The organism is Massilia violaceinigra (assembly GCF_002752675.1).
GTDB lineage: Bacteria > Pseudomonadota > Gammaproteobacteria > Burkholderiales > Burkholderiaceae_D > Telluria_A > Telluria_A violaceinigra.
The window spans coordinates 4,385,334-4,405,760 of record NZ_CP024608.1 but is presented as its reverse complement, the minus strand read 5'-3'; the positions used below and the strand labels follow the sequence as shown (position 1 = coordinate 4,405,760).

Below are 20,427 nucleotides of genomic sequence, written 5' to 3'. Positions count from 1 at the left end.
TCACCTGGCCGGCTTTGTCTACAATGTCCTCAGTTCAACGCGAGTTGATTTTTGAGGATGCAATATGAAACCGAACACCGAACACGCAGGCGCCATGTCGTCCGGCATGGTGCTGCTGCTGGCGGTCGCCGCCGGCCTGATCGTGGCCAATCTGTATTACGCGCAAACGCTGGTGGGGCCCATCAGCCGCGCCACCGGTTTGTCCGCCGGGGCCGCCGGCCTGATCGTCACCCTCACCCAGATCGGCTACACCATCGGCCTGCTGTTCATCGTGCCGCTCGGCGATGTGCTGGAAAACCGCCGCCTGGTGCTCGGCGCGCTGCTGCTGACCGCCATCGCTCTGCTCACCGCGGCCTTCAGCACCACCGGCTGGGTGTTCCTGGCGGCGGCGCTGGCCATCGGTTTGGGGTCCGTGGCGGCGCAAGTGCTGGTGCCGTTTGCCGCCCATCTGTCGCCGGAAGCGACGCGCGGGCAGGTGGTGGGCAAAGTCGTCAGCGGCCTGCTGCTGGGCATCATGCTGGCGCGTCCGGTGGCCAGCCTGGTGGCCGACGCCAGCAACTGGCACGTGGTGTTCGGCGGTGCCGCCGTGCTTATCCTGGTGCTGGCGGCCGTGCTGCGCGTCAAGCTGCCGCAGCGGGTGCCGGACTCGACGCTGCCGTATGCGCGCCTGATCGGTTCGCTCTGGACCCTGTTCAAGACCACCCCGGTGCTGCGCCGCCGCGCCGCCTACCAAGCCGGCCTGTTCGGTGCGTTCAGCCTGTTCTGGACAGTCACGCCGATGATGCTGTCGGGGCCGCAGTTTCAACTGTCGCAGACGGGCATTGCGATTTTTGCGCTGGTCGGCATGGCTGGCGCCATCGCCTCGCCGATTGCCGGCCGCCTGGCCGATGCCGGGAAAACCCTGCCGGCAACCGGTGTCGCCCTGTCGCTTGGCGTGATTGCCTTTGCCCTGCCGTTGCTGATTCCGGGATCGCGCGACGTGGCGCTGGCGGTGCTGGTGGTGGCGTCCATCATTCTGGACATGGGCGTGGCGGCCAGCCTGGTGCTGGGCCAGCGCGCCATTTTCGGCATGGCGCCCGAGGTGCGCAGCCGCCTGAACGCGATTTACCTGGCGCTGTTCTTCGCCGGCGGTGCGCTCGGATCGGCACTCGGCGGATGGGTATTCGCGAGCTATGGCTGGCACGCCGTGTTGCTGGCCGGGATGGCTTTTCCGGCGCTGGGCCTGGGCCTGTGGCTATCGGAATTGCGGCCCGCCCCGGCGATTCAACCGAGCAAATGAACGATGGCGGGGCAGTCCGGCGCGATTTGTCTACCACAAGCCTCGCGCGCAGGCGAGCTAGCGCGATAGATGCAGATCGCGTCGCGCTGCAATCAAGCGCTTACGCTGAAGGTGTACGCCGCCTCTGTCATGCGGCGACAGGCTAGTCCGGTGGCCTCAACACCGGGCACCAGCTTCCCTCCCCTGATTATTTGGCCGCTGGCGCAACGTGGTCGTTCATGTACGGCATCGGCACCCAGCGATAGCCGTCGCCATCGGCGCGCAGTCGGCCCACGCCCGGAAAGGCGATGTGGTCGCCCGCCACCCAGTATTTTTCCCTGGCCGCTTCGGTAAACGCGCGCTTGCGCTCGGCGGCCGCGGCTACCGGATCGACATCGAATACGATGGTGACCGCCGGGTCCGGCATCTGCACTTCGGCCACGTGCAGCAGATCGCCCCAGAACACCAGTTTCTCGCCGCCGCTTTCAAGCACGTAAAAACTGTGCCCCGGCGTGTGGCCGTAGCTCGGCGCCGAGCGCAGGCCGGGAACAAGCTGCGTGGCGCCGTTGAAGGGCTTGACCTTGCCGGCATCGACATACGGTTTTACCTTCATCAACGCCTCGTCGAAGTGCTGGCGTTTGTTGTCGGGTGCCTTGGCGCGATTGGTGGCGCTCATCCAGTAGTCCAGCTCGCGCGCATCGACGTGCAAGGTAGCGTTGGGAAACACCATGCGCTTGCCATTCATCAGCCCACCAGTGTGGTCGGTGTGGATATGCGTGATCAGGATGTCGGTGATCTGCCCCGGCTGGTAGCCGACCGCCTGCAGGGACGCCACCAGTTTGTTGAGCGTCGGCCCGTACAGCTCGCCGCTACCCGTATCGACCAGCACCAGCCGGCTGCCGCTCTCGATCAGGTAGGCGTTCACGGAGGCATGGACATGGGTGCCTTGGAACGTCGCCGCCAGGCGCGCGGCCACTTGCCCGGGCGCCACGTTGGTCAGCAGGTCGCCCGGCGGAATCGCCAGGGTGCCGTCGGACAAGGCCGTCACGTTCACATTGCCCACCTTGAAATGATAATAGCCAGCCTGGACTTTCGTCATTGTGCTCACTGGTGCGATCTGGGCCAGCGCGTGCGGCGCCAGCGTGCCGAACGCAAGGAAAGCGGCGGCGAGATAGCCGGTCATGGCGGTGTTGTTCATGGTGCATCCTTGAAAGTGTTAAAGAGATCGATTATATTTATTTCACTTTCATTGATACATGGGCTAAAAAGACAATGTCTATCTTCATAGCGTTGATAATCGGATGATCGACAACATTCTCGATCTCAACATTTTCGCCCGGGTGGTGCATACCGGCAGCATGACCGATGCCGCAGGGGAACTCGACTTGTCGCTGGCCGTGGTCAGCAAGCGCATGGCGGCGCTGGAAGACCGGCTCGGCGTGCGCCTGCTCAACCGCACTACCCGCAAGCAATCGCTCACGCAGGAAGGCGCGCGCTTCCACCAGCGCTGCATCCGCATCCTGGCCGAGGTGCAGGATGCCGAGGCCGACATGACCGACAGCCGCACCAGCATCGCCGGCATGCTGCGGGTGGCGGCGCCGCGCGGCTTCGGGCGCCGTTACCTGAGCGGCATCGTGGCCGCCTTCCAGCGCCAGCATCCGGCCCTGTGCATCGAACTGAGTCTCGAGGACGCCTTCGTCGACCTGGTCGACTCGGCCATCGACGTGGCCCTGCGCTTCGGCAACCTGAACGATTCGAGCATGATCGCGCGGCCGGTCGCCACCGGTTACCGCATCATGTGCGCTTCGCCCGGCTACATCGAACGGCACGGCGAGCCGCTCACGCCCGAGGACCTGGTGCGGCACGCCTGCATCGTGTACCGCGCCGACTCGACCCGGCACTGGGTGTTCGAGCGCGACGGCAAACCGGTGACGGCCGCCATCACGCCGACCTTCTTCTGCAACGACGGCGACGCCGCCCAGGCCATCGCGCGCGAAGGCGGCGGCATCTTCTACAAAGCCTTGTGGGATGTGAGCGCGGATCTGGACGATGGCTCCCTGGTGCGCGTGCTCAAGCAGTACAGCGCGCCCAGCGAGCCGCTGCAGGTGGTGTACCCGCACGCGCTGCACCTGTCGCCGCGCGTGCGCCAGTTCGCCGACTTCGCCATCGAACGGCTGCGCGCGCAACTGCCCTGAGGCCATTCTGCGTCGGGGCGCGTTCTGCCGCGAAAAGAAGACGCCGGCGTTGCCCTGCCGGATATCTCGATGATGAATCAAGCCGCGCGGGTAAAATGCATGAATGACAAGCGCGCCGGTGCGCGCTTGCACTCTTCATACACGACCCAGACACCATGCCGACGCAACCCATCCTGATCCGCAACCATCTGCGCGCAGCGGACGCGCCCTACGAACTGCTGATGATCCATGAGGGACGGGTGATCACCCTGTCGCCCGCGCTGGTCAATGTCATCGGCGCCTTTTCCGACGACGGCCAGGGTGGCCTGATCGCCGCCGCCAGGGCCGCGAACGGCCGCTGCGGCTACATCAACGCACTTGGCGACTGGCTGGTCGCGCCCGAACTGGACGACACCCGTGCCTTCGGCGACGGCACGCTGGCGCGCTATTGCGAGAACGGCCAGTGGGGTTACATGCACCTGAGCGGCAAGCCGGCAATCGCCCCGCGCTGGGCCAATGTGGCCCCCTTCCGCCACGGACTGGCCGCGGTCATGGTGGCGCAAGATACCTGGCGTTATATCGACGCCGGGGGGGAGTTCGCCTTCGATGGCGAATTCTTCGATGCCAAGCCGTTCACGGCCAACGGCCTGGCGGCAGCCAGCACAGGCCCGCGCGACAAGTTCGGCTACCTGGACCGCCAGGGCGCATGGGCCATCGCACCGCAATTCGAGCGCGCGCTTCAGTTTTCCGATGAGGGCGTGGCGCCTGCGTCGACGAAAAGCGATGCGCATGGCTTGATCGACGCCACGGGCAAGTGGGTGGCGCGGCCGCGCTACTACTGGATGGAGGAATTCAATGCCGATGGCCTGGCGTTTTGCATTGAACGCGGCAAGGGCTGGTCGATGGACTACGGCTATCTGGATGCGAGCGGCAAGAACGTTTTCAAGGACGCCCGGCATCTATCCGGGCACATGGTCGACGGCGTGGTGCGGCAGGACGAACGCATGTACATTTCGCGTGACGGCTACTTCCACGTTTCCAACAACATGGACTGGGGCGCCGACTTCAACGAACACCGTTTTGCCATCGGACGCGCGTCGAACGCCTGGGAACGCGAACACGGCCAGCCCGACCTGCTGCCGGCGTGGGGCATCGTGCGCACCGACGGCCAATTCTCGCCGGCGCCGGCCAACGCCATCGAACCGATGACGTCGAGCGACGGCATGTTCATGGAGACCGAATCGAACACGCCGCTGGCCGTCTTCATCGGCAACGACGACGACCTGCTGATGCTCGACCGCGATGCCCGCGTGGCGTACCGCCTGCGGCGCGAGCAAGGCCCGGATGGCCAGTTCGCGGCGCTGTACGACGACCAGGCGCGCCTGCTCTGGACCGGCGCCGTCAGCAAGGCGATTGACGTACCCGTTCCCTTCTTCGCCGCTCCGGCCGCGACCCTGTTCGAGGAACTCAAGTCGGCCGACCAACTGATCGACTTCGCCAAAGCGATGCTGCTGGAGACCGAGCAAAAGCTGCAGCGGCTCGCGCGCGATCCCGAACTCGATATCGATACCGGCGAGGGCGACGACGATGACGAAGATGACGAAGATGACGAAGATGACGAAGATGACGATGACGATCTTGACGCCCAGATCGCGAATTATGTCTGCACTCGGCGCCGCATCGCCCGCTTCTACCTCGACGAAGGATTAAACGGCTACTACCCGTTCCTCAACGAGATGCGCCGTGCCCTTCTCGGCCGCATCCATGTGGACCTGGCGGCGCGGCTGACCGTGCAATTCGGCCCGAGCGACGACGAGCCTGACTTCGCAGGCAGGCCGGCCGACGAATGGACGGACGCCTGGCCTTTCAGCCTGAACGAACCGCTGCCCGGCGGCGACGCCGGCACGCTCGAGACGAACCGCCTGTGGCTCGGCCTGAGCTGGACCGGCGACACTGGCGACGGCGACGAATGGGGCAACCTGTGGCTGACCTGCGCACCAAGCGTCGACACGCTGGAACTGGCGATCGACGCCTGCGCCAGTCTGGCCGCGCCAGACGAGGACGACGGTCTCGACCTGTCGGCCCTGGTCACCGACTCCCCCGATGGCATCCTGGCGCTCGCAGAAGAACAGATCACCGCCGAACTGGCCGATGCCGCGACCAACGCCAATGCCGGCGCACTGGCCTACCTGCCCGCGCATTTCCAGACGTCCGCACGGCTCGACGCGCTGATTCGCAAGAACGTCCACTCCGCCCACGAAATTCCCAGCGTGTGCATGAGCGCGGACGGCCTGGCGCTGGCCCGCTCGCTGTACGGCGGCGACAAGCGTTGGAAAGCGCATGACGCCCGACGCTCCACGGCGCCCACGGGGTGGGATGAGAATTGCGTGGCAGAGTATTGGGGCGCCCTGCTCGACGCCGGCACCAGCGCGCGCGCCCTGCGCGCCGGTGCGCCATTGTCCGACATTCCGCTGTGGCTGCGCACGCCGGAACTTGAAGCGCTGGCACGCAGTCTGGCGCCCTCGACACCGCAAGACTTACCATAGCCTCGGCCAAGCTCGCCGGCGCGCCAGCACCGGCGCACCGGCGCGTCCCAATCCACCTTTAACGAAAGCATGCCATGCGCGCTGCCCTCACCCTCACCTGTTCCCTGTTCATCGCCGCAGCCCTGACCGGCGGCGCCTCCGCGCTCGCCGCAGCGACACCACCCGCCGCCAACGACCAAGCCAATCTTGAGCGCGATGCGCATGGCAAGGTCGATACCGACGCCATGTTCGCCTTCATGCGGGCACGCAGCGCGACCAAGGGCGAGGCGCTGAGCGAAAAGAAGCTGCAGTGTTACGGCGTATCGCGCGCGCAGTTCCTGGCGGCGGTCGATGCCTCGCTCGTCGCCTGCTATCCGCAGATCGCGCCGGAAAACAGGGTGCGCATCCTGCCCGAAAATGTCATTCCGGCGTTCGGCCTGTGCGCGCGCAAGACACTGCTGGCAGGGTTGAAACTGGACCCCGGCACGGCCAACGCCTGCGTCGCCAAGGCGGATTGACCCGGCTGCCGATGGCGGCTGCCGGTCGGCATGCCCAAAAAAGGTCAACCAGAGACGATACCACGTCAGAAACCCCTGCGGCCGCATGTTGCAAATTTGGCCTTACCATCAACTTTTGTCACAAAGTAGAAACTATTGTCATGCATACTATTTCCTGCTCTGCGGTATAGATCAGAACCGATTTCCCCGGCAACAAAGGCTCTCTGATTGACCAGTGCACCTATGGGTACCGACTCATCCGGCACCTTCCCTTGAGGTATGAAACAGGAGAAGTAAATTGACCAAATCAATCTTTGCTCTGCTTTTGTTGTCCCAGTCGCTGTGCGCATTCGCTTCCGAGCAATCCACCTGCACGGCGAACAAGGGGGCCTACATTACGGGCACCGTCGTCAGCGCGCCCAAGTTTGCGTCCGCATCGACCACCATCGAGGGCGTGAAGCTGACCCACACGCGCCTGAACGTGCGCGCCGACCAGGATGGCAAGACGTACGACGTGGCTATCGGTAACGTGTACGCCGTCGACCATGTCAAGAACGCGTCCACCATGCCGCTGTCGCTCGCTGCCATCAAGGTCAACCAGCGGCTCGGCCTGTGCGGTAAAAAATACACCAGCGGCACCGGCATTCACTGGGTGCACAACAATTGCGGCCCCGTGCCGACCACTTCGGAGCCGAACGGCTGGGTCAAGGTGATTGCAACTTCCGGTTCGGTCAGCGCCAGCAAGACGCGCAGCCAGAACTATTGCTACCTTTGGGATTGAACGACCAACCCTGCACTGGCGCCGTGCGGAGCATTCCGCATGGCGCTGCCATCGTCGAGTAAGCTGATGAATGCACGCCTTCCCCTGTTGATTTGTCTCGGCCTTGGCGCCGCCGGCCTTGGTATCTGGCTCGCGACCGGCCTGCTGGCCGGCGAAGCGCCAGCGCCCGTCGTGGCCCCCCGGCCTGCCGCCGCCGCCACGCTCGCAGAGCCGCGCTGGTTCTCATCCATGCCCGAGGCGGGCGCAGCGCGTCCGGGGCCAGGCATGCTGTCGGCGAAAAAGGCCCCGGTCTATGGCCGCAACGGCCGCGTCATCGAGCTTGGCGGCTTGAGCATCGCGCAGTACATCGGCACGCGCATCGCGGCCGCGCGCAGCGGCGACGCCAGGGCCGCCTACGAGGTGTATCAGGCCGAATCGGTGTGCGCCGCCAACGAGGATCCGGTGGCCGACTACAACGATCCGGCCGAACTGGCAGCCTTCCAGGCCGAACGCAAGGAACTGAGCGCATTGTGCGCGGGCATTTCGCCGGCCCAGGTGCAGGAACGGCTGGGCTTTCTGAACCTGGCGGCGCGCTCCGGCAACAAGGCGGCGCAGATCGATGTGTACATGGAAGGGCCGTACGGGCGCAGCGTGGACCTGACGCAAAATCCCGACGACCCGATCGTCAAGCAATGGAAAGACGATGCGCTGGCCTACCTGAAACAGGCCGGCGACCAGTGCGACCATTTTGCGCTGGCCCTGCTCTCGACCGTGTACGACGCCGGCCAGATCACGGAGCGCGACTTGCGTACCTCGATGGCCTACAGCATCGCCGCCGCCATACCGCGCAAGAAGCCAGTAACGCAGGAACAATTGCGTGACCGTTTTGGCGAGGAATTGTCGGCCGACGATTTCGCCGGCGCGCTTGCCCTCGGGGAGCAGCTGGGAAAACAGGCCTGCCCGGCGCGGCCCTAGCGCGTGCTCCGGAAGTGCTAGCGGCTGTCCTTGACCGCGATCTCGACCAGCGTCTTGCCGTCGGCACTGACCACGCAACGGGCGATCATGGTCGAGGCGATATTCATTTCGTTCTTGGCGGAGAATTTGAGCGACACCTCCAGCTGCCCGTTGGCGCCGCGCGTGACGGGGCTCGGTGTATCGCCGATATAGGAAACCGACTTGATGGCGCGCGACTCGATCGTGTTCATGCAGGTGCGGCGGGCGGCGGCGTCGAGCGGATTTTCCGGCGCGGCAGGCTTTCCGCAGGCCGCAAGGGCAAACATCATCGGTAGCAGTGTCAGTTTTTTCATCGTGTCCTCATCAAGTCGAAAAATGATACATGACCCGGCAAGCCGCCAGCAAGTCCCAGGCCTGCGTTTCCGGATTCCCCCGATACGTAAAGACAATCACCACATGTGACGAAAAAGCACGTAGAATTGCAATTTAGGTAACCCATTTCAATTCAACAACCTTGAAAGTCCATTCTGTATGAACCACGCCCTGATCCGCAGCCTGCTCGCCGTCGCCCTGACCACGGTTTTCGCGAGTGCGCAAGCGCAAGTGCCCGAGGCTACGCCGCAGGAACTCGCCGACCTCGAGAGCGCCGCGCCGAATCTGGTTGCCGCCATCGAATGCAAACGGAAACTGGTTTATACGGATGCGGTCAAGGCGTTTGTGAAGGATCCGAACAGCTTCGAGAACATTATCCTGCCGGCGCCCGTGAGCATTTTCGGACTCAGGACCGTGGTGATCGGCGTGACCGAAGATGACGGCAACGGGGGCGGTGGCTATGTCGCCAAGTTCAGCAACGTGTCGCTGAAAGAAGTCGCCAAAGCAGCCAGGGTCAAGGGGCCTGACTATAAACGCAACGTCAAAGGCGGCGGCATGATCGAAGTGGGCAGCGAAGACAAGGAGACGGTCTACATCACCTGCATCCGCGGCGCCAGCGACGACTGATAGCGCGCCGTCATGCGCCGCTGATGGCGCCTTGGCCGAGAATGAACGCGACCTGCTGGGCGGGCGCGATGCCGATGTCGATGACCACGCCCGCTTCGTCGGCCTGCAGCGGTTCGAGGTCGCGCAACTGGCTCTCGAGCAGCGAGGGTGGCATGTAGTGATCGGCGCGCGCGCGCATGCGCCCTGCGATCAGATCGCGCGAACCGTCCAGGTGGGCGAAGCGCAGCGCCGGATCGCCCTGGCGCAGCAGGTCGCGGTAGCGCCGCTTGAGGGCCGAGCAGGACACGACCAGGCCGGCGCCGGTTTCCCGGGCATTGCGAATCTGTTCTTGCAGCGCACCCAGCCAGCCGGCGCGGTCATGATCGTCGAGCGCAATGCCGGCGGACATCTTGGCGACGTTGGCGGCCGGATGAAACTGATCACCCTCCACAAAAGGTACACCGAGTTCATGGGCCAGGGCTTGCCCGACCGTGCTCTTGCCGCAGCCGCTTACCCCCATCACCACCCAGCGACTCTCGTTGCCGTGCTTGCTGTCTGAATTGATCATTCTGCTGTCCAGGCGAAAGTTAGCGCTAACATAGAGCTCGAAGTCTAGCGAATTGGTGGGATTTGTAAAGACCTTTTGCAGAACGTGCTTGCGATGTCCACAGTTGTAAACAAATTCTGTGGATAAGTGTGTTAACAAGCATAGTGCGACAGCGCCAAGTCATTGCTTTTAAAGAGGAAAATGCCACTGCGCACTTTTCGGGCAGTGTGGACAGTTGCCGCGTCGATGCAAGTTGCAAACAGAATCTGTGGATAAGTTTGTTAACAAGCCGCCCCTTCCATTCCTAAGTCCTTGTTTATGAAGGAAAGAACACGGCTGCGCGCTTTTCAGGCAGTGCGGACAGACGATGTTCGGTGTGCAACTTGCAAACAGAAACTGTGGATAAGTTTGCTAACAAGCCCGCCGCCCGCCCGCTAAGTCCTTGCTTTCAAACACAAATCTGCCGCTGCGCGCTTTTCGGGCAGCAAATTAGCGTGCCAGCTGCAAGGGCAGCACCGGACCAAGCTTCATCCCGTTCGCCTTGATGGCGGCGTTGAGCGTATCGATGCGGTCCTGCATGGCCGGATGCGAGGCAGCGTAATGGGACAAGCCGGCGAAGGCCTCGTCCTCCTCCTTCAGGGCGGCAAACAGCTCGGTGGCGCCGCCGGCATGGCCGTAGCGGCAGTTCAGGATGCGCAGGGCCGCGCCATCGGCGGCCGCTTCGCGCGTGCGTGAATACTTGGCCTGCCCCAGATGATTCACGGGCGCCAGCAAGTCGCTCAGACCCGAATCGCTCCCCGTCAGCAGCGTCGATAAGCCGAACAGCACGATGCCGCGTCCCATGGCCCGCAAATGGTCGCGCTGGGTGATGTGCGCCAGCTCGTGCGCAAGCACGAAAGCGAGGCCATTCTCCGAACGTACCTGCCCCAGCAAGCCGCTGAAGACGATGATATTGCCGCCCGGGACGACTGCCGCGTTGGGCGTGTCCGACTTGGTCAACGTGATGGTGGCCGGCAAGCGCAAGCCGGCGCAGCTGCGCATGCTGTCGACCAGCGCCTGCAGCTGCACCTGCTGCGCGCGCTCGGCGGGCGCCGTTTCCATCGACTTCGCCGGCAGCAGCGCGTACAGGCGCGCTTCGCTTTCGTGGCTGAGCCGGTCGACCATGGCATCGACGGCCAGCCCGAGCAGCCAGAAAATCAGGACCGTGCCCGCCAACAGCCAGCCCGCGATGACGATGAAGTCCTTCAATGGGTGCTCGTACGACACATTGTCGTTATGGGCGGGCTGCGACGGCTGGTATTTCATGGCGCTTTCTTACTTGGCGAAATAGATCGCGGTGCCGTAGGCCAGCACTTCCACCGAGGTCACGCTGCCCGGCATCTTGCCGGAAATCGACATCGCTTCCAGGCGCAGGTTGACGATTTCGTGCGCGCCGGGGCAGCTTTCCTTCAGCCGCAGCACCGCTTCACGGCGGGCACGGTCGATCAGCGTTTCGTGCGACTTGACGGCGCCGCCGATGAACGAGCGCAAGCCGGCCACAGCCTGCTTGAAGTAATCGATCGAGACGACCACGTTGCCATACACCAGCTCACTGCGTTCGACCGGACGGGCCGGATCGAGCAGGGTCTTGAGCGAGGTCGACGGCAGATGCAGCCAGGTTTTTTCGCGGGCGTGGATGGAGCGGTAGTGCTTGGCTTCGGCGGCACGGCCACAGAAGTAACCGAGCACGATCAGGCCCAGCCATATTCCCATCATGGCAAATTCTTGCATCGTCTCAGCCTACGGTGACGGCGGTGCCGTACACATAGATTTCCGCGGCGCCGGCAGCAACGGACGAAGTCGAAAAGCGCACGTTGACGATGGCATTCGCGCCCATCTGGGTCGCCTGCGCCTGCATGCGTTCGATCGCGCTGTCGCGCGATTCATTGAGCAGCTCGGTGTAACCCTTGAGCTCGCCGCCGACGATATTTTTCAGGCCGGCCATGATGTCGCGCCCCACGTGCTTGGCCCGCACCGTGCTGCCCGACACAACGCCATGACAAGTGATGATGGACTTGCCCGGAATGGTTTCGATGTTCGTCATTAACATAAATTAACTTTCTTGCTACTTTGGATGGAGATCAATTATAGTTACAAACTTGCCAATCCCAAAGCTTTTCCGCGTCCCCAGCCTGCCCTCGCCCGCAGCGCCCCGGGCAAAAACACAACAGTATCGATAAGCTAACGACCGCGTTTCCGCATCCGCGGCGCATCAGCTTATGCCAACCACATGCGCCGCCGTTGCTGGGCTTGCGCCTTCTGCCCGCCGCGCCAGCGCCACCCCACTGCCGCGCGCCCGGGCCACGGTGGCGCCGCCTGGCACAGGAAACTATTGAGCTTTCGCCACGTTGTGCGTAAAGTGGAAAACTTGTTAAATACTTACATGCGTGTCAGACAGGGAAAACAGCATAAATTATTTACCCGGACCACCTGCCAGCCCCGCGCGCCGTGCCGATACCGCCGCCGCACCGATGACGCCGGGGCCGCGCGCCACCCGCGCCGCCGTGCGCAAGGCGGCCGTGCCTGCCCGATCCTGCCGGCCGCGCCTGTCCACCCGCCTGCACCGCAATCCCCTTATCCCCACGGAGCCTCCAGCATGCGCAAGCCCTATCGCCAGTATTGTCATCCCCTCCCCGTTTCGCGCCTGACGCGCGCCGTCCGGCTGGCGCTCCACGCGGGCGCCGCCGCCGGCCTGCTGGCCCATGGCGCCGCCTCGGCCCAGGCCCCCGACGCGCCGATGCCGAAGGTGGAGATCACCGGTTCGGCCATCAAGCGCATCGAGACCGACACCCCGCTGCCGGTGCAGATCGTCACGCGCGAAGAGATTGAAAAAGCCGGCGTGACCACCGCCGCCGAACTGATGACGCGCATTTCGTCCAACGTGGGCGGCCTGACCGACGGCGCCAGCATCAAGGTGGACGGCGACCAGCGCGGCTTCAACAGCGCCAACCTGCGCGGCATCGGCACCTCGTCCACCCTGGTGCTGCTCAACGGCCGCCGCATGGCCAACTTTGCCTCGCCCGGCGACGATACCGGCGTCGACCTGAACAACATCCCGGCGGCCGCCATCCAGCGCGTCGAAGTGCTGCTCGACGGCGCCTCGGCCCTGTACGGCACCGACGCGGTCGGCGGCGTAATCAACTTCATCACGCGCAAGGATTTTCGCGGGGTGGAAGTGAACGCCTACGCGCTCGGCACCAGGGAAGGCGGCGCCGGCAAGCGCGCCGCCACCCTCAGCCTGGGCACGGGCGAGCTGGAAAAGGATGGCTACAACGTCTTCGCCGTGCTCGACGTGCAGGGCACCGAGCGCCTCAACACGTCGCAGCGCAAGTTCGTGAGCGAGCTGAAGATCCCGCAGCGCCTCGGCCATCTGCTGTCGAGCTTTACCAGCCCGGCAAATATCCGCCTGACCCCGGCCCAGCGCGACCACCTGCAGGAAACCGGCTTCCTGCTCAACGGCCGGCCGATCACCAACCGCCAGATCAACCTGTCGATCCCGGCCTGCGCGCCGCCGGCCAATCTGTACCTGCCCGATGGCACAGGCGGCGTCGATGCCTGCACCTACGACTACATGGGCGACACCGAGCTGTATCCCAAGTCGACCAAGCAGAACCTGCTCAGCCGCGGTGTGATCAAGCTCGGCGCCGACACCCAGGCGTATGCCGAAGTGGCGCTGAGCCGCTCGCGCACCAACTATGTCGGCTCGTCGGCGCGCGTGATCGGCTACATCGATTACCGCAAGATTCCGGCCCTGGCCAATACCGGCCTGGACCAGCTCGACGACGACATCCCCGGCGAAATCCAGCTGCGCATGCGCCTGAACGAAGCCGGCATGCGCACCAGCGAACTGACCAGCGAAAGCCAGCGCTACGTGGTCGGCGTTTCGGGCATCGCGGCCGGCTGGGATTACGACGCTGGCTACAACCACAGCGTGAACACGGTCAAGGACAAGGACACGCACGGCTACGTGCTGAGCGACCAGCTGATGGCCGGCATCGCCGACGGCAGGATCAATCCGTTCGGTCCGTCCAGCGCCGAAGGCGTGGCGCTACTTAACAGCATCCAGGTCAACGATGTGGTGCGGCGCGCGCGCGGCACCATGGATTCGCTCGACTTCAAGGCCTCGCGCTCACTCATGACCCTGGCCGGCGGCGACCTGGGCGTGGCGGTGGGCGCCGAAGCGCGCCGCGAGCGCACCGATTTCCGTCCATCGGCATTGCTGATGAGCGACAACATCAACAACGATGCCGCCCCCGAGGGCGGCAAGGCCACCAGCGACCAGCGCAAGGTATACGCCGTATTCGGCGAACTGCTGGCGCCATTCACCAAGGAGTGGCAGGGCCAGCTCTCGGCCCGCTACGACCGCTACCAGCAGGTCGGCGGCGCCCTGAGCCCGAAAATCGGCATGGCCTACACCCCGAACAAGGCGCTCACGGTGCGCGCTTCGGCCGGCAAGGGCTTCCGCGCCCCATCGATGTCCGACCTGTACCGCCCGACCGTCTACGGCTATACCGCCATCCTGCCCGACCCGGTCTACTGCGCCACCGTCGACAACAATTACGCCGACTGCGCCGACGCCTGGGATACGCGGCGCTACAGCAATGTGAACCTGAAACCGGAAAGCAGCCGCCAGTTCTCGGCCGGCCTGGTGGTCGAGCCGAGCAAGCACTGGAATGCCAGCCTGGACTACTGGAAGATCAAGCGCACCGACCTGATCAGCGAGATCGGCGACGACATCATCCTCGGCAACCTGGGCAAATACGGCAACCTGGTGCACCGCGATGAAGACGGCGACATCGACTACATCGAGCTGCACAAGGAAAACCGCGGCGCCCAGCTTGCCAGCGGCCTGGACCTGGTGGTCAACCTGCGCAGCGTCAACACCGGCATGGGCCGCTTCGGCGCGCGCCTGAACGGCACCTACGTGCTCAAGTCGAGCATCCAGACCAGTCCGGGCGACGCCTACATCAGCAACCTGGGCAAGTTCGTTACCGACGGCGTGGTGCAGCGCTGGCGCCACACGGTCAGCATGGACTGGGAACAGGGGCCGCTGTCGGCGACCCTGTCGAATACGTTTTCGGCGTCTTACGACGACCAGAACTCGGCCATCAACATCGACGACGGCAGCGTGGTCGCGCCCAACCGCGTGAAAGCGTACTCGCTGTGGGACATGTCGCTGTCCTACGGATGGAGCAAGAACCTGAAACTGCGCGCCGGCGTGCAGAACATGTTCGACACGGCGCCGCCTTACTCGAACCAGGCCAACTTCTTCATTTCCGGCTACGATCCGACCTACACCGACCCGCGCGGACGGCGCTTGTATGCGAGCGTGAATTACGCGTTCCGCTAGAAGGCTGCGGCGCATGCCGTGGCTGCCCGTGGCCGGCCGCATGGCGCGTGGCCGTTGCTGCTCTGCCAGCGGCTACGGCGACCTCTGCCGAGCCCCTTCCCCGGCACAGCCGCCGTCCTTCCAGGCGTAAGGCAGGGCGTGTCCCGGGCCAGTGCCGCACTCCCATGCGGGACGCACAAAAAAACCTCACCGTGCCGGGACGGCCAATGACGAGGTGACTGGGCAGCCCTCGGATAGTGGCGCCGGCGGGCGCCAGATCCCGGATCCGCACCCAACGCCGATGACCTTTCCGGTACGCCAGAAATGTATATTCGCCAATGTTTTCTCTTTTTTAAAGTTACCCCACATGCTAGAGTAGACGGTTGCCGGAATATGCGCCGCGCCCGCGCGTCCCAGGCCTGCTCAAGGAAACGAAAACGATGAACGACACTGCGGCGCTGAACTATGTGATCAAGGATCAGCTGATCTATTTGCGCAAGGTGGAAGTCCAGGTCGCCTTCAATTGCAACCTCACTTGCAAAGGGTGCGTGCACGGCTCTCCGGCCCGCCCTGTCAAGATGCTCTCCCCCGAGGAGTTCGCGCGCGATCTGGCGGCGCTCGGCAGCGCCGCGCGCGTGCACAAACTGCTCCTGGTGGGCGGTGAACCCTTGCTGCATCCGGACCTTGTGGAACTGCTGAAACTGGCCAAGGCCAGCGGCGTGGCCAAGTACGTGTGTGTTACCACCAATGGCGTCGGCCTGGAAAACATGTCCGACGACTTCTTCAGCAATGTCGATTCCATCGAGGTCAGCCATTATCCGCGCGTGCGCCTGCGCTACACCCGCGAAGACCTCGAGCGCAAGGCGCAGCAATTCGGCTTCACCTTCGCGATCAGTGCGTATGCCACGTTCCAGGAAACCCACTTGAGCGTGCCGCTGGACGATCCGGCCCTGGTGCAGCAAATTTACAAGCGCTGCAAGCCGCGCGCCGAGTGGAGCTGCCACACCTTCGCCGAGGGCCGCTACTACATGTGCCCGCGCAGCCCGATCCTGGGCGAACGCCTGGGCAGCTGCGGCCAACTGGTGGACAACCGCCCGGCCGACGGCGTCATGATGCGCGACAATCCCGATCTGTTCGGCGACTTGCTGCGCTACCTGCAACGCGATGATCCCCTTGAAGCATGCAAATGGTGCCTCGGTTCGGACGGCGCCAGCTTCCCCCATCTGCTGCAAAGCAAAAAAGCCGCCATCGAGGAGGCGTCCCGGATCGTGCATTTCGCCCCCACGCTGCTGAGTCCGCGCGCCCGCGCCGAACTCGCCGGCCTACTGGCGCCCGAGGACGGCAAGGCAGAGGCCGCAGCGCCGTGACAATCACGCCGGCGATCCACCACGTGACCACCTTCGGCACCCAGCCGCAGCGCAGCGGTCTCAGGCAGGCGGTCTTCCTCGATCGCGATGGGGTCCTGATCAGGGACAAGCACTATTTGTCGGAAGTGGCGGGCATCGAGATCCTTCCAGGCGTCATCGAGGCATTGCGCGCACTGGCGCCGCACTTTCGCCTGATCATGGTGACCAACCAGAGCGGCGTGGCGCGCGGCCTGTTTACCGTCGCGCGCCTGGCGCAGATTCACGACGCCCTGCTCGCGCGATTCGCCCGCCAGGACGTGCACCTCGACGCCCTGTATTGCTGCCCTCACCACCGCGACGGTACGCTGGCGCCCTACGCCATCGCGTGCGCCTGCCGCAAGCCACAGCCCGGCATGCTGCTGCACGCCATCGAAAAATGGGAGCTGGACCCGGCGCGCTGCTTCATGCTCGGCGACCAGGAAAGCGACATGCTGGCCGGCCAGGGTGCCGGCGTGCGCAGCCTCATGATCGGACCGGATGGCGCGGGCAAGCATGCCCACCCCCTGTACCCGGACCTCGGCCAGGCCGCGCGCCACATGCTTGCGCACGCGCGCTGACGGCGCCGGCATGGCGCTCCTGCCCCGCCTCAGCCCGCACCGGGCGCGCGCAGCGGCATATGGCGGCGCGCCCGTTCGAGATCGTCCGGTACGCCGATGTCGATAAAATAGCCGTCCGCGATAAAGGCGCTCGGCTGCAGCGCCGCGCAGTGCGCCTGCAGCAGTTCCGTCTCGAAGGAATAGTGCGGCGGCAGCCCGAACGGGCGCAGCATATTCTCGGTCAGCAGATACAGGCCGGCATTGATCAGCCCTGCCGCGCCGGGCTGCTTTTCGGCGAAGTCGATCACTTGTCCGGCGCGCACCACGACCCTGCCGTAGCGCGAGCAATCGGGCAGTTCGGTCAGCGCCATGGCCAGGTGCGCCGGCCGCGCGCGCCAGCAAGCGATAAAGGCATGGTAATCGATGTCGAAGCAGGTATCGCCGTTCATCACCAGCCATGGCGCGTCGCCCTGCCCCGCCAGGGCCAGGGCGATCGCCCCGCCCGTGCCCAGCGCGCTCGGCTCGATCACATGGCGCAGCGCCACGCCGCCATGGCGCTCGCCGAAGTGGCCGATGATGCAGTCGGCCTGGTATCCCAGCGACAAGGTCACGTCGGTCAATCCGGCCGCGCCGAGCCGCTCGATCAGGTGCGCGAGAAATGGCCGCCCGCCGACCATCGCCATCGGCTTGGGCAAGCCTCCCAGCAGCGGGCCGAGCCGCGTGCCCTTGCCGCCCGCCAGGATCAGCACCCGCGGCAGCGCCATCATGCGGCGCCGCCCGCCGCCGGCGCCATGGCCGCGCCGGCCTGCCCGGCATCGTCCGCCGCCAGGGGGAAGTTGATCACGCGGTCGGCCATCCGGATCGTCTCGGCCCGGTGCGCAATAATGACGCGGGTCAGCGGCAGGGCCCGGATCGCCCGGTTGACCGTCTGCTCGCGCCCGGCGTCCAGATGGCTGGTCGCTTCGTCGAGAAACAGCAGCCTGGGCTTGCGGTACAGGGCGCGCGCCATCAGCAGGCGCTGCCGCTGCCCGCCCGAGAGCAGGCTGCCCATGTCGCCGATCAAGGTATCGTAGCCCATCGGCATTTTCGCAATGTCGCCGTCGATGTCGGCCATCATGGCGGCCTCGGCAATGGCGCCTGGATTCACGTCGCTGTCGAAAAAGCTGATGTTCTCGGCAATCGAACCGGCGAACAGGGTATCGTCCTGCATCACCGAACCGATCGAGCGGCGCCAGGTCTTCAGGCCGATGCGCTGCAAGGGCACGCCGCCGACCAGCACCTGGCCTTCGGTCGGCTGCAGCAAGCCCAGCATGATCTTCATCAGGGTGGTCTTGCCGCAGCCGGACGGCCCGGTGATGGCCACGCACTCGCCCGGCGCGATGCGCAGGTTCACGTGGCGCAGCACCGGCTCCTCCGCCGGCGAGTAGCGAAAGCCGACATCGACCAGTTCGATGCCCGCCTCAAACGCGCCTTCCCGCGCCGGGTCGCCATCGGTCTTTTCGGCATCGGTCAGGGCAATGTCCGCCACCCGCTCGCGGTGCAGCCCCAGCATCGAATAATCGGTCACCTTGTCGACCAGGCTGCCGAGCCGGCTGACAAACTGCAGCTTGTACGAGAGGAAGGCAAACAGCATCCCCACCGACATGGCGCCATTGATGACCGCGGTGGCGCCGGCGCTGATGACGACAATGTTTTCGATCCCGAACAACAGGGTGTTGAGCAGCTGAAAGCTGACGCTCACGCGCTGGGTGCGCAAGCTGGCGTTGAAGGTCGCCACGACCGAGTTGAGCCAGGTGCTGCCGCGCGCCTGCTCGCGCCCGAACAGCTTGATGCTCTGGATGCCGCGCACCGATTCCAGGAACTGGCTCTGCTGCCGGGCGGCGCACACGATCTGTTCCTGGGTCGACATGCGGTATGCGCGGTACAGCTTGATGCGCAGCACGACATAGATGGCCGCCGCGGCCAGCACCACGCACGACAGCGTGGCGCTGTAAAAGAACATCATCGCCAGCGTCACCAGCGCCATCGCGCCGTCGAGGATGGCGGCCAGGAAGCCGTTGGTGAGCGTGCGCTGGATCGTATTGAGCGAGTCGAAGCGCGACGCGATGTCGCCCAGGTGGCGGCGCTCGAAAAATTCGATGGGCAGGCGCAGCAGGTGATGGAACAGGTTGCCGATCAGGCGCAGATTGAGGTGGGTCCCCAGGTAGGTCATCAGCCAGCTGCGCGACGCGGAAATGGCCACCTGCGCCAGCAGCAGCAGGAAGAAGGCCTGGGCCAGCTGCAGCACCAGCGTGGTGTCGCGCGCCAGCACCGCATGATCGATGACCAGCTGCATGAACAGCGGCGCCAGCACGCTGAACAGTTCGAGCACGAGCGAGAGCGCCACGATGCGCAGCGCCTGGCGGCGCAAGCCGGTCACCCGCCCCAGCAGTTGCCGGAATCCGATCGTGCGCCGCTCGCGCCGCGCCTGGAAGTGCGGCATGGGCCGCGTTTCCATGGCCACGCCGGTAAAGTGCAGCGACAGTTCCGACAGCGCCAGCGTGCGGCGCCCGCGCGCCGGATCGTAAATCTCGGCGCTGTCCTTGCCGACCTTGGTGAGCACCACGAAATGGTTGAAGTCCCAGTGCAGGATGGCGGGCAGCTGCAGCAGGTCGAGCGCGGCAAGATTGAGTTTGACGGCGCGCGCCGACAGCGCCAGCTGTTCCGCGATGTCCATCAGCTCGACCAGCCGCATGCCCTTGGGCGACGGCGAATAGCGCCGCCGCAGGGTGCCCAGGTCGATCTGGTAGCCATGGAAGCTGGCCACCATCGCCAGGCAGGCGATGCCGCATTCGGCCGCCTCGGACTGCAAGACAAGGACCGGCGCAGGCGCGCGCAGGCGCCCGAACAGCGTGCGCCAGCGGCTCACTGCTTGCCGCCGCGCTGCAGCGCCACGCCGGACAGCCACTGGCCGAAGGTTTGCGCCGGCAGCCGCAGTTCGAGGCGCAGCTCGGCCCCGCCCCGCAGCATGTCCGCCAGCTGCGCCGCATGGGCCGCGTCGGTGCTAAAGAGCACGCGCACCGGCGTGCCGGCCTCGAAGCGGGCGACGCTGCCCGGCAAGGCCAGCGCCGGCGCGCCAGCACGGCGCAGCAGCGCCTGCTGGCCTGGCCTGAGCACCGGCGCCGGGCCGGCCAGCGCCAGCCGGACCGCGTGCGGCGCCACCGGGTCCCCGGCCAGCGCCACGGCCGGCACCTGCACGATCCTGGCGGCGCGCCCCAGCATCAGCGAGGCCATCAGCAACACCGCCAGCGCCACCACCAGCAGCGACGCGCCTTTGAACAGGAACGGCCGCAGCTCGAGCATGGCGCCGTACGCGCTTTCCTGCCTGGCCGCCGTGGCTTCCTGGCGGTACATATCCAACATCATTACTCCTGCGAATCGGCCG

Annotated in this window: 18 protein-coding genes and 1 pseudogene; 10 read left to right on the top strand and 9 right to left on the bottom strand. The window is 65.0% G+C overall.

Annotated elements, in window-relative coordinates; all coding sequences use genetic code 11:
• Positions 1-64: 64 nt before the first annotated feature.
• Positions 65-1,279, top strand: coding sequence for an MFS transporter (locus CR152_RS19470; protein ID WP_229413457.1), 1,215 nt, complete (start codon positions 65-67; stop codon positions 1,277-1,279).
• Between the two features lie 187 nt (positions 1,280-1,466).
• Here CR152_RS19470 and CR152_RS19465 read toward each other — a convergent pair whose 3' ends face one another.
• On the bottom strand, positions 1,467-2,456 hold the full coding sequence (locus CR152_RS19465) for an MBL fold metallo-hydrolase (RefSeq protein WP_229413456.1): 990 nt from the start codon (positions 2,454-2,456) through the stop codon (positions 1,467-1,469).
• 103 nt (positions 2,457-2,559) lie between these two features.
• Here CR152_RS19465 and CR152_RS19460 point away from each other — a divergent pair, with 103 nt between their 5' ends.
• The 5 genes from CR152_RS19460 to CR152_RS19440 all read left to right on the top strand — a co-directional run bounded on the left by CR152_RS19460 (position 2,560) and on the right by CR152_RS19440 (position 8,189).
• Positions 2,560-3,453: a LysR family transcriptional regulator gene (locus CR152_RS19460; RefSeq protein WP_099877350.1), complete on the top strand. Its 894-nt coding sequence runs from the start codon at positions 2,560-2,562 to the stop codon at positions 3,451-3,453.
• A gap of 155 nt (positions 3,454-3,608) precedes the next feature.
• A complete protein-coding gene (locus tag CR152_RS19455) occupies positions 3,609-5,978 on the top strand; it encodes a WG repeat-containing protein (protein ID WP_099877347.1) in 2,370 nt (789 codons plus the stop codon).
• 74 nt (positions 5,979-6,052) lie between these two features.
• Positions 6,053-6,475 carry a hypothetical protein gene (locus tag CR152_RS19450; protein ID WP_099877345.1) on the top strand — a complete coding sequence of 141 codons (423 nt, stop codon included), beginning with the start codon at positions 6,053-6,055 and terminating at the stop codon, positions 6,473-6,475.
• A gap of 277 nt (positions 6,476-6,752) precedes the next feature.
• The gene (locus CR152_RS19445; RefSeq protein WP_229413455.1) at positions 6,753-7,235 is read left to right on the top strand and encodes a hypothetical protein; all 483 of its coding nucleotides are present in this window, start codon (positions 6,753-6,755) and stop codon (positions 7,233-7,235) included.
• 66 nt (positions 7,236-7,301) lie between these two features.
• Positions 7,302-8,189 carry a hypothetical protein gene (locus CR152_RS19440; RefSeq protein ID WP_157778610.1) on the top strand — a complete coding sequence of 296 codons (888 nt, stop codon included), beginning with the start codon at positions 7,302-7,304 and terminating at the stop codon, positions 8,187-8,189.
• 17 nt (positions 8,190-8,206) lie between these two features.
• Here CR152_RS19440 and CR152_RS19435 read toward each other — a convergent pair whose 3' ends face one another.
• Complete coding sequence (locus tag CR152_RS19435) at positions 8,207-8,521, bottom strand: hypothetical protein (protein WP_099877339.1); 315 nt, start codon at positions 8,519-8,521, stop codon at positions 8,207-8,209.
• Between the two features lie 178 nt (positions 8,522-8,699).
• Between CR152_RS19435 and CR152_RS19430 the strand changes: the two genes are divergently transcribed.
• Positions 8,700-9,167, top strand: a complete 468-nt coding sequence (locus CR152_RS19430; protein ID WP_099877336.1) for a hypothetical protein — start codon at positions 8,700-8,702, stop codon at positions 9,165-9,167.
• A gap of 10 nt (positions 9,168-9,177) precedes the next feature.
• Here CR152_RS19430 and CR152_RS19425 read toward each other — a convergent pair whose 3' ends face one another.
• The 4 genes from CR152_RS19425 to CR152_RS19410 form a co-directional block, all read right to left on the bottom strand.
• A complete protein-coding gene (locus tag CR152_RS19425) occupies positions 9,178-9,714 on the bottom strand; it encodes a gluconokinase (protein ID WP_229413454.1) in 537 nt (178 codons plus the stop codon).
• Positions 9,715-10,182: 468 nt separating this feature from the next.
• The gene (locus CR152_RS19420; RefSeq protein ID WP_099877333.1) at positions 10,183-10,998 is read right to left on the bottom strand and encodes a M48 family metallopeptidase; all 816 of its coding nucleotides are present in this window, start codon (positions 10,996-10,998) and stop codon (positions 10,183-10,185) included.
• Between the two features lie 9 nt (positions 10,999-11,007).
• On the bottom strand, positions 11,008-11,448 hold the full coding sequence (locus tag CR152_RS19415) for a YbjQ family protein (protein WP_099882510.1): 441 nt from the start codon (positions 11,446-11,448) through the stop codon (positions 11,008-11,010).
• Between the two features lie 19 nt (positions 11,449-11,467).
• Positions 11,468-11,776, bottom strand: coding sequence for a YbjQ family protein (locus CR152_RS19410; RefSeq protein WP_208640152.1), 309 nt, complete (start codon positions 11,774-11,776; stop codon positions 11,468-11,470).
• Between the two features lie 552 nt (positions 11,777-12,328).
• Between CR152_RS19410 and CR152_RS19405 the strand changes: the two genes are divergently transcribed.
• The 3 genes from CR152_RS19405 (at position 12,329) to CR152_RS19395 (ending at position 17,024) form a co-directional block, all read left to right on the top strand.
• Positions 12,329-15,082: a TonB-dependent receptor gene (locus CR152_RS19405; protein ID WP_099877327.1), complete on the top strand. Its 2,754-nt coding sequence runs from the start codon at positions 12,329-12,331 to the stop codon at positions 15,080-15,082.
• Between the two features lie 419 nt (positions 15,083-15,501).
• Positions 15,502-16,428 carry a radical SAM protein gene (locus tag CR152_RS19400; RefSeq protein ID WP_157778609.1) on the top strand — a complete coding sequence of 309 codons (927 nt, stop codon included), beginning with the start codon at positions 15,502-15,504 and terminating at the stop codon, positions 16,426-16,428.
• Positions 16,425-17,024, top strand: a complete 600-nt coding sequence (locus tag CR152_RS19395; protein ID WP_157778608.1) for a D-glycero-alpha-D-manno-heptose-1,7-bisphosphate 7-phosphatase — start codon at positions 16,425-16,427, stop codon at positions 17,022-17,024. Before CR152_RS19400 ends, CR152_RS19395 begins: the two co-directional genes overlap by 4 nt.
• A 29-nt stretch (positions 17,025-17,053) precedes the next feature.
• Here CR152_RS19395 and CR152_RS19390 read toward each other — a convergent pair whose 3' ends face one another.
• The 3 genes and pseudogenes from CR152_RS19390 to CR152_RS19380 all read right to left on the bottom strand — a co-directional run bounded on the left by CR152_RS19390 (position 17,054) and on the right by CR152_RS19380 (position 20,408).
• Positions 17,054-17,767, bottom strand: coding sequence for a nucleotidyltransferase family protein (locus CR152_RS19390; protein ID WP_370663860.1), 714 nt, complete (start codon positions 17,765-17,767; stop codon positions 17,054-17,056).
• Positions 17,700-19,893 (bottom strand): annotated as a pseudogene (locus tag CR152_RS19385) (peptidase domain-containing ABC transporter); the annotation flags it as partial. The gene CR152_RS19390 and the pseudogene CR152_RS19385, both read right to left, overlap by 68 nt.
• 14 nt (positions 19,894-19,907) lie before the next feature.
• Positions 19,908-20,408, bottom strand: a complete 501-nt coding sequence (locus CR152_RS19380) for a hypothetical protein (RefSeq protein ID WP_099877315.1) — start codon at positions 20,406-20,408, stop codon at positions 19,908-19,910.
• Between the last annotated feature and the right edge of the window lie 19 nt (positions 20,409-20,427).

Excerpts from the sequence above, each read along its gene's own strand:
- CR152_RS19470 (WP_229413457.1), top strand. The coding sequence starts at position 65 with ATGAAACCGAACACCGAACACGCAGGCGCCATGTCGTCCGGCATGGTG.
- CR152_RS19465 (WP_229413456.1), bottom strand. The coding sequence starts at position 2,456 with ATGAACAACACCGCCATGACCGGCTATCTCGCCGCCGCTTTCCTTGCG.
- CR152_RS19460 (WP_099877350.1), top strand. The coding sequence starts at position 2,560 with ATGATCGACAACATTCTCGATCTCAACATTTTCGCCCGGGTGGTGCAT.
- CR152_RS19455 (WP_099877347.1), top strand. The coding sequence starts at position 3,609 with ATGCCGACGCAACCCATCCTGATCCGCAACCATCTGCGCGCAGCGGAC.
- CR152_RS19450 (WP_099877345.1), top strand. The coding sequence starts at position 6,053 with ATGCGCGCTGCCCTCACCCTCACCTGTTCCCTGTTCATCGCCGCAGCC.
- CR152_RS19440 (WP_157778610.1), top strand. The coding sequence starts at position 7,302 with ATGAATGCACGCCTTCCCCTGTTGATTTGTCTCGGCCTTGGCGCCGCC.
- CR152_RS19435 (WP_099877339.1), bottom strand. The coding sequence starts at position 8,521 with ATGAAAAAACTGACACTGCTACCGATGATGTTTGCCCTTGCGGCCTGC.
- CR152_RS19430 (WP_099877336.1), top strand. The coding sequence starts at position 8,700 with ATGAACCACGCCCTGATCCGCAGCCTGCTCGCCGTCGCCCTGACCACG.
- CR152_RS19425 (WP_229413454.1), bottom strand. The coding sequence starts at position 9,714 with ATGATCAATTCAGACAGCAAGCACGGCAACGAGAGTCGCTGGGTGGTG.
- CR152_RS19420 (WP_099877333.1), bottom strand. The coding sequence starts at position 10,998 with ATGAAATACCAGCCGTCGCAGCCCGCCCATAACGACAATGTGTCGTAC.
- CR152_RS19415 (WP_099882510.1), bottom strand. The coding sequence starts at position 11,448 with ATGATGGGAATATGGCTGGGCCTGATCGTGCTCGGTTACTTCTGTGGC.
- CR152_RS19410 (WP_208640152.1), bottom strand. The coding sequence starts at position 11,776 with ATGACGAACATCGAAACCATTCCGGGCAAGTCCATCATCACTTGTCAT.
- CR152_RS19405 (WP_099877327.1), top strand. The coding sequence starts at position 12,329 with ATGCGCAAGCCCTATCGCCAGTATTGTCATCCCCTCCCCGTTTCGCGC.
- CR152_RS19400 (WP_157778609.1), top strand. The coding sequence starts at position 15,502 with ATGAACGACACTGCGGCGCTGAACTATGTGATCAAGGATCAGCTGATC.
- CR152_RS19390 (WP_370663860.1), bottom strand. The coding sequence starts at position 17,767 with ATGGCGCTGCCGCGGGTGCTGATCCTGGCGGGCGGCAAGGGCACGCGG.
- CR152_RS19380 (WP_099877315.1), bottom strand. The coding sequence starts at position 20,408 with ATGATGTTGGATATGTACCGCCAGGAAGCCACGGCGGCCAGGCAGGAA.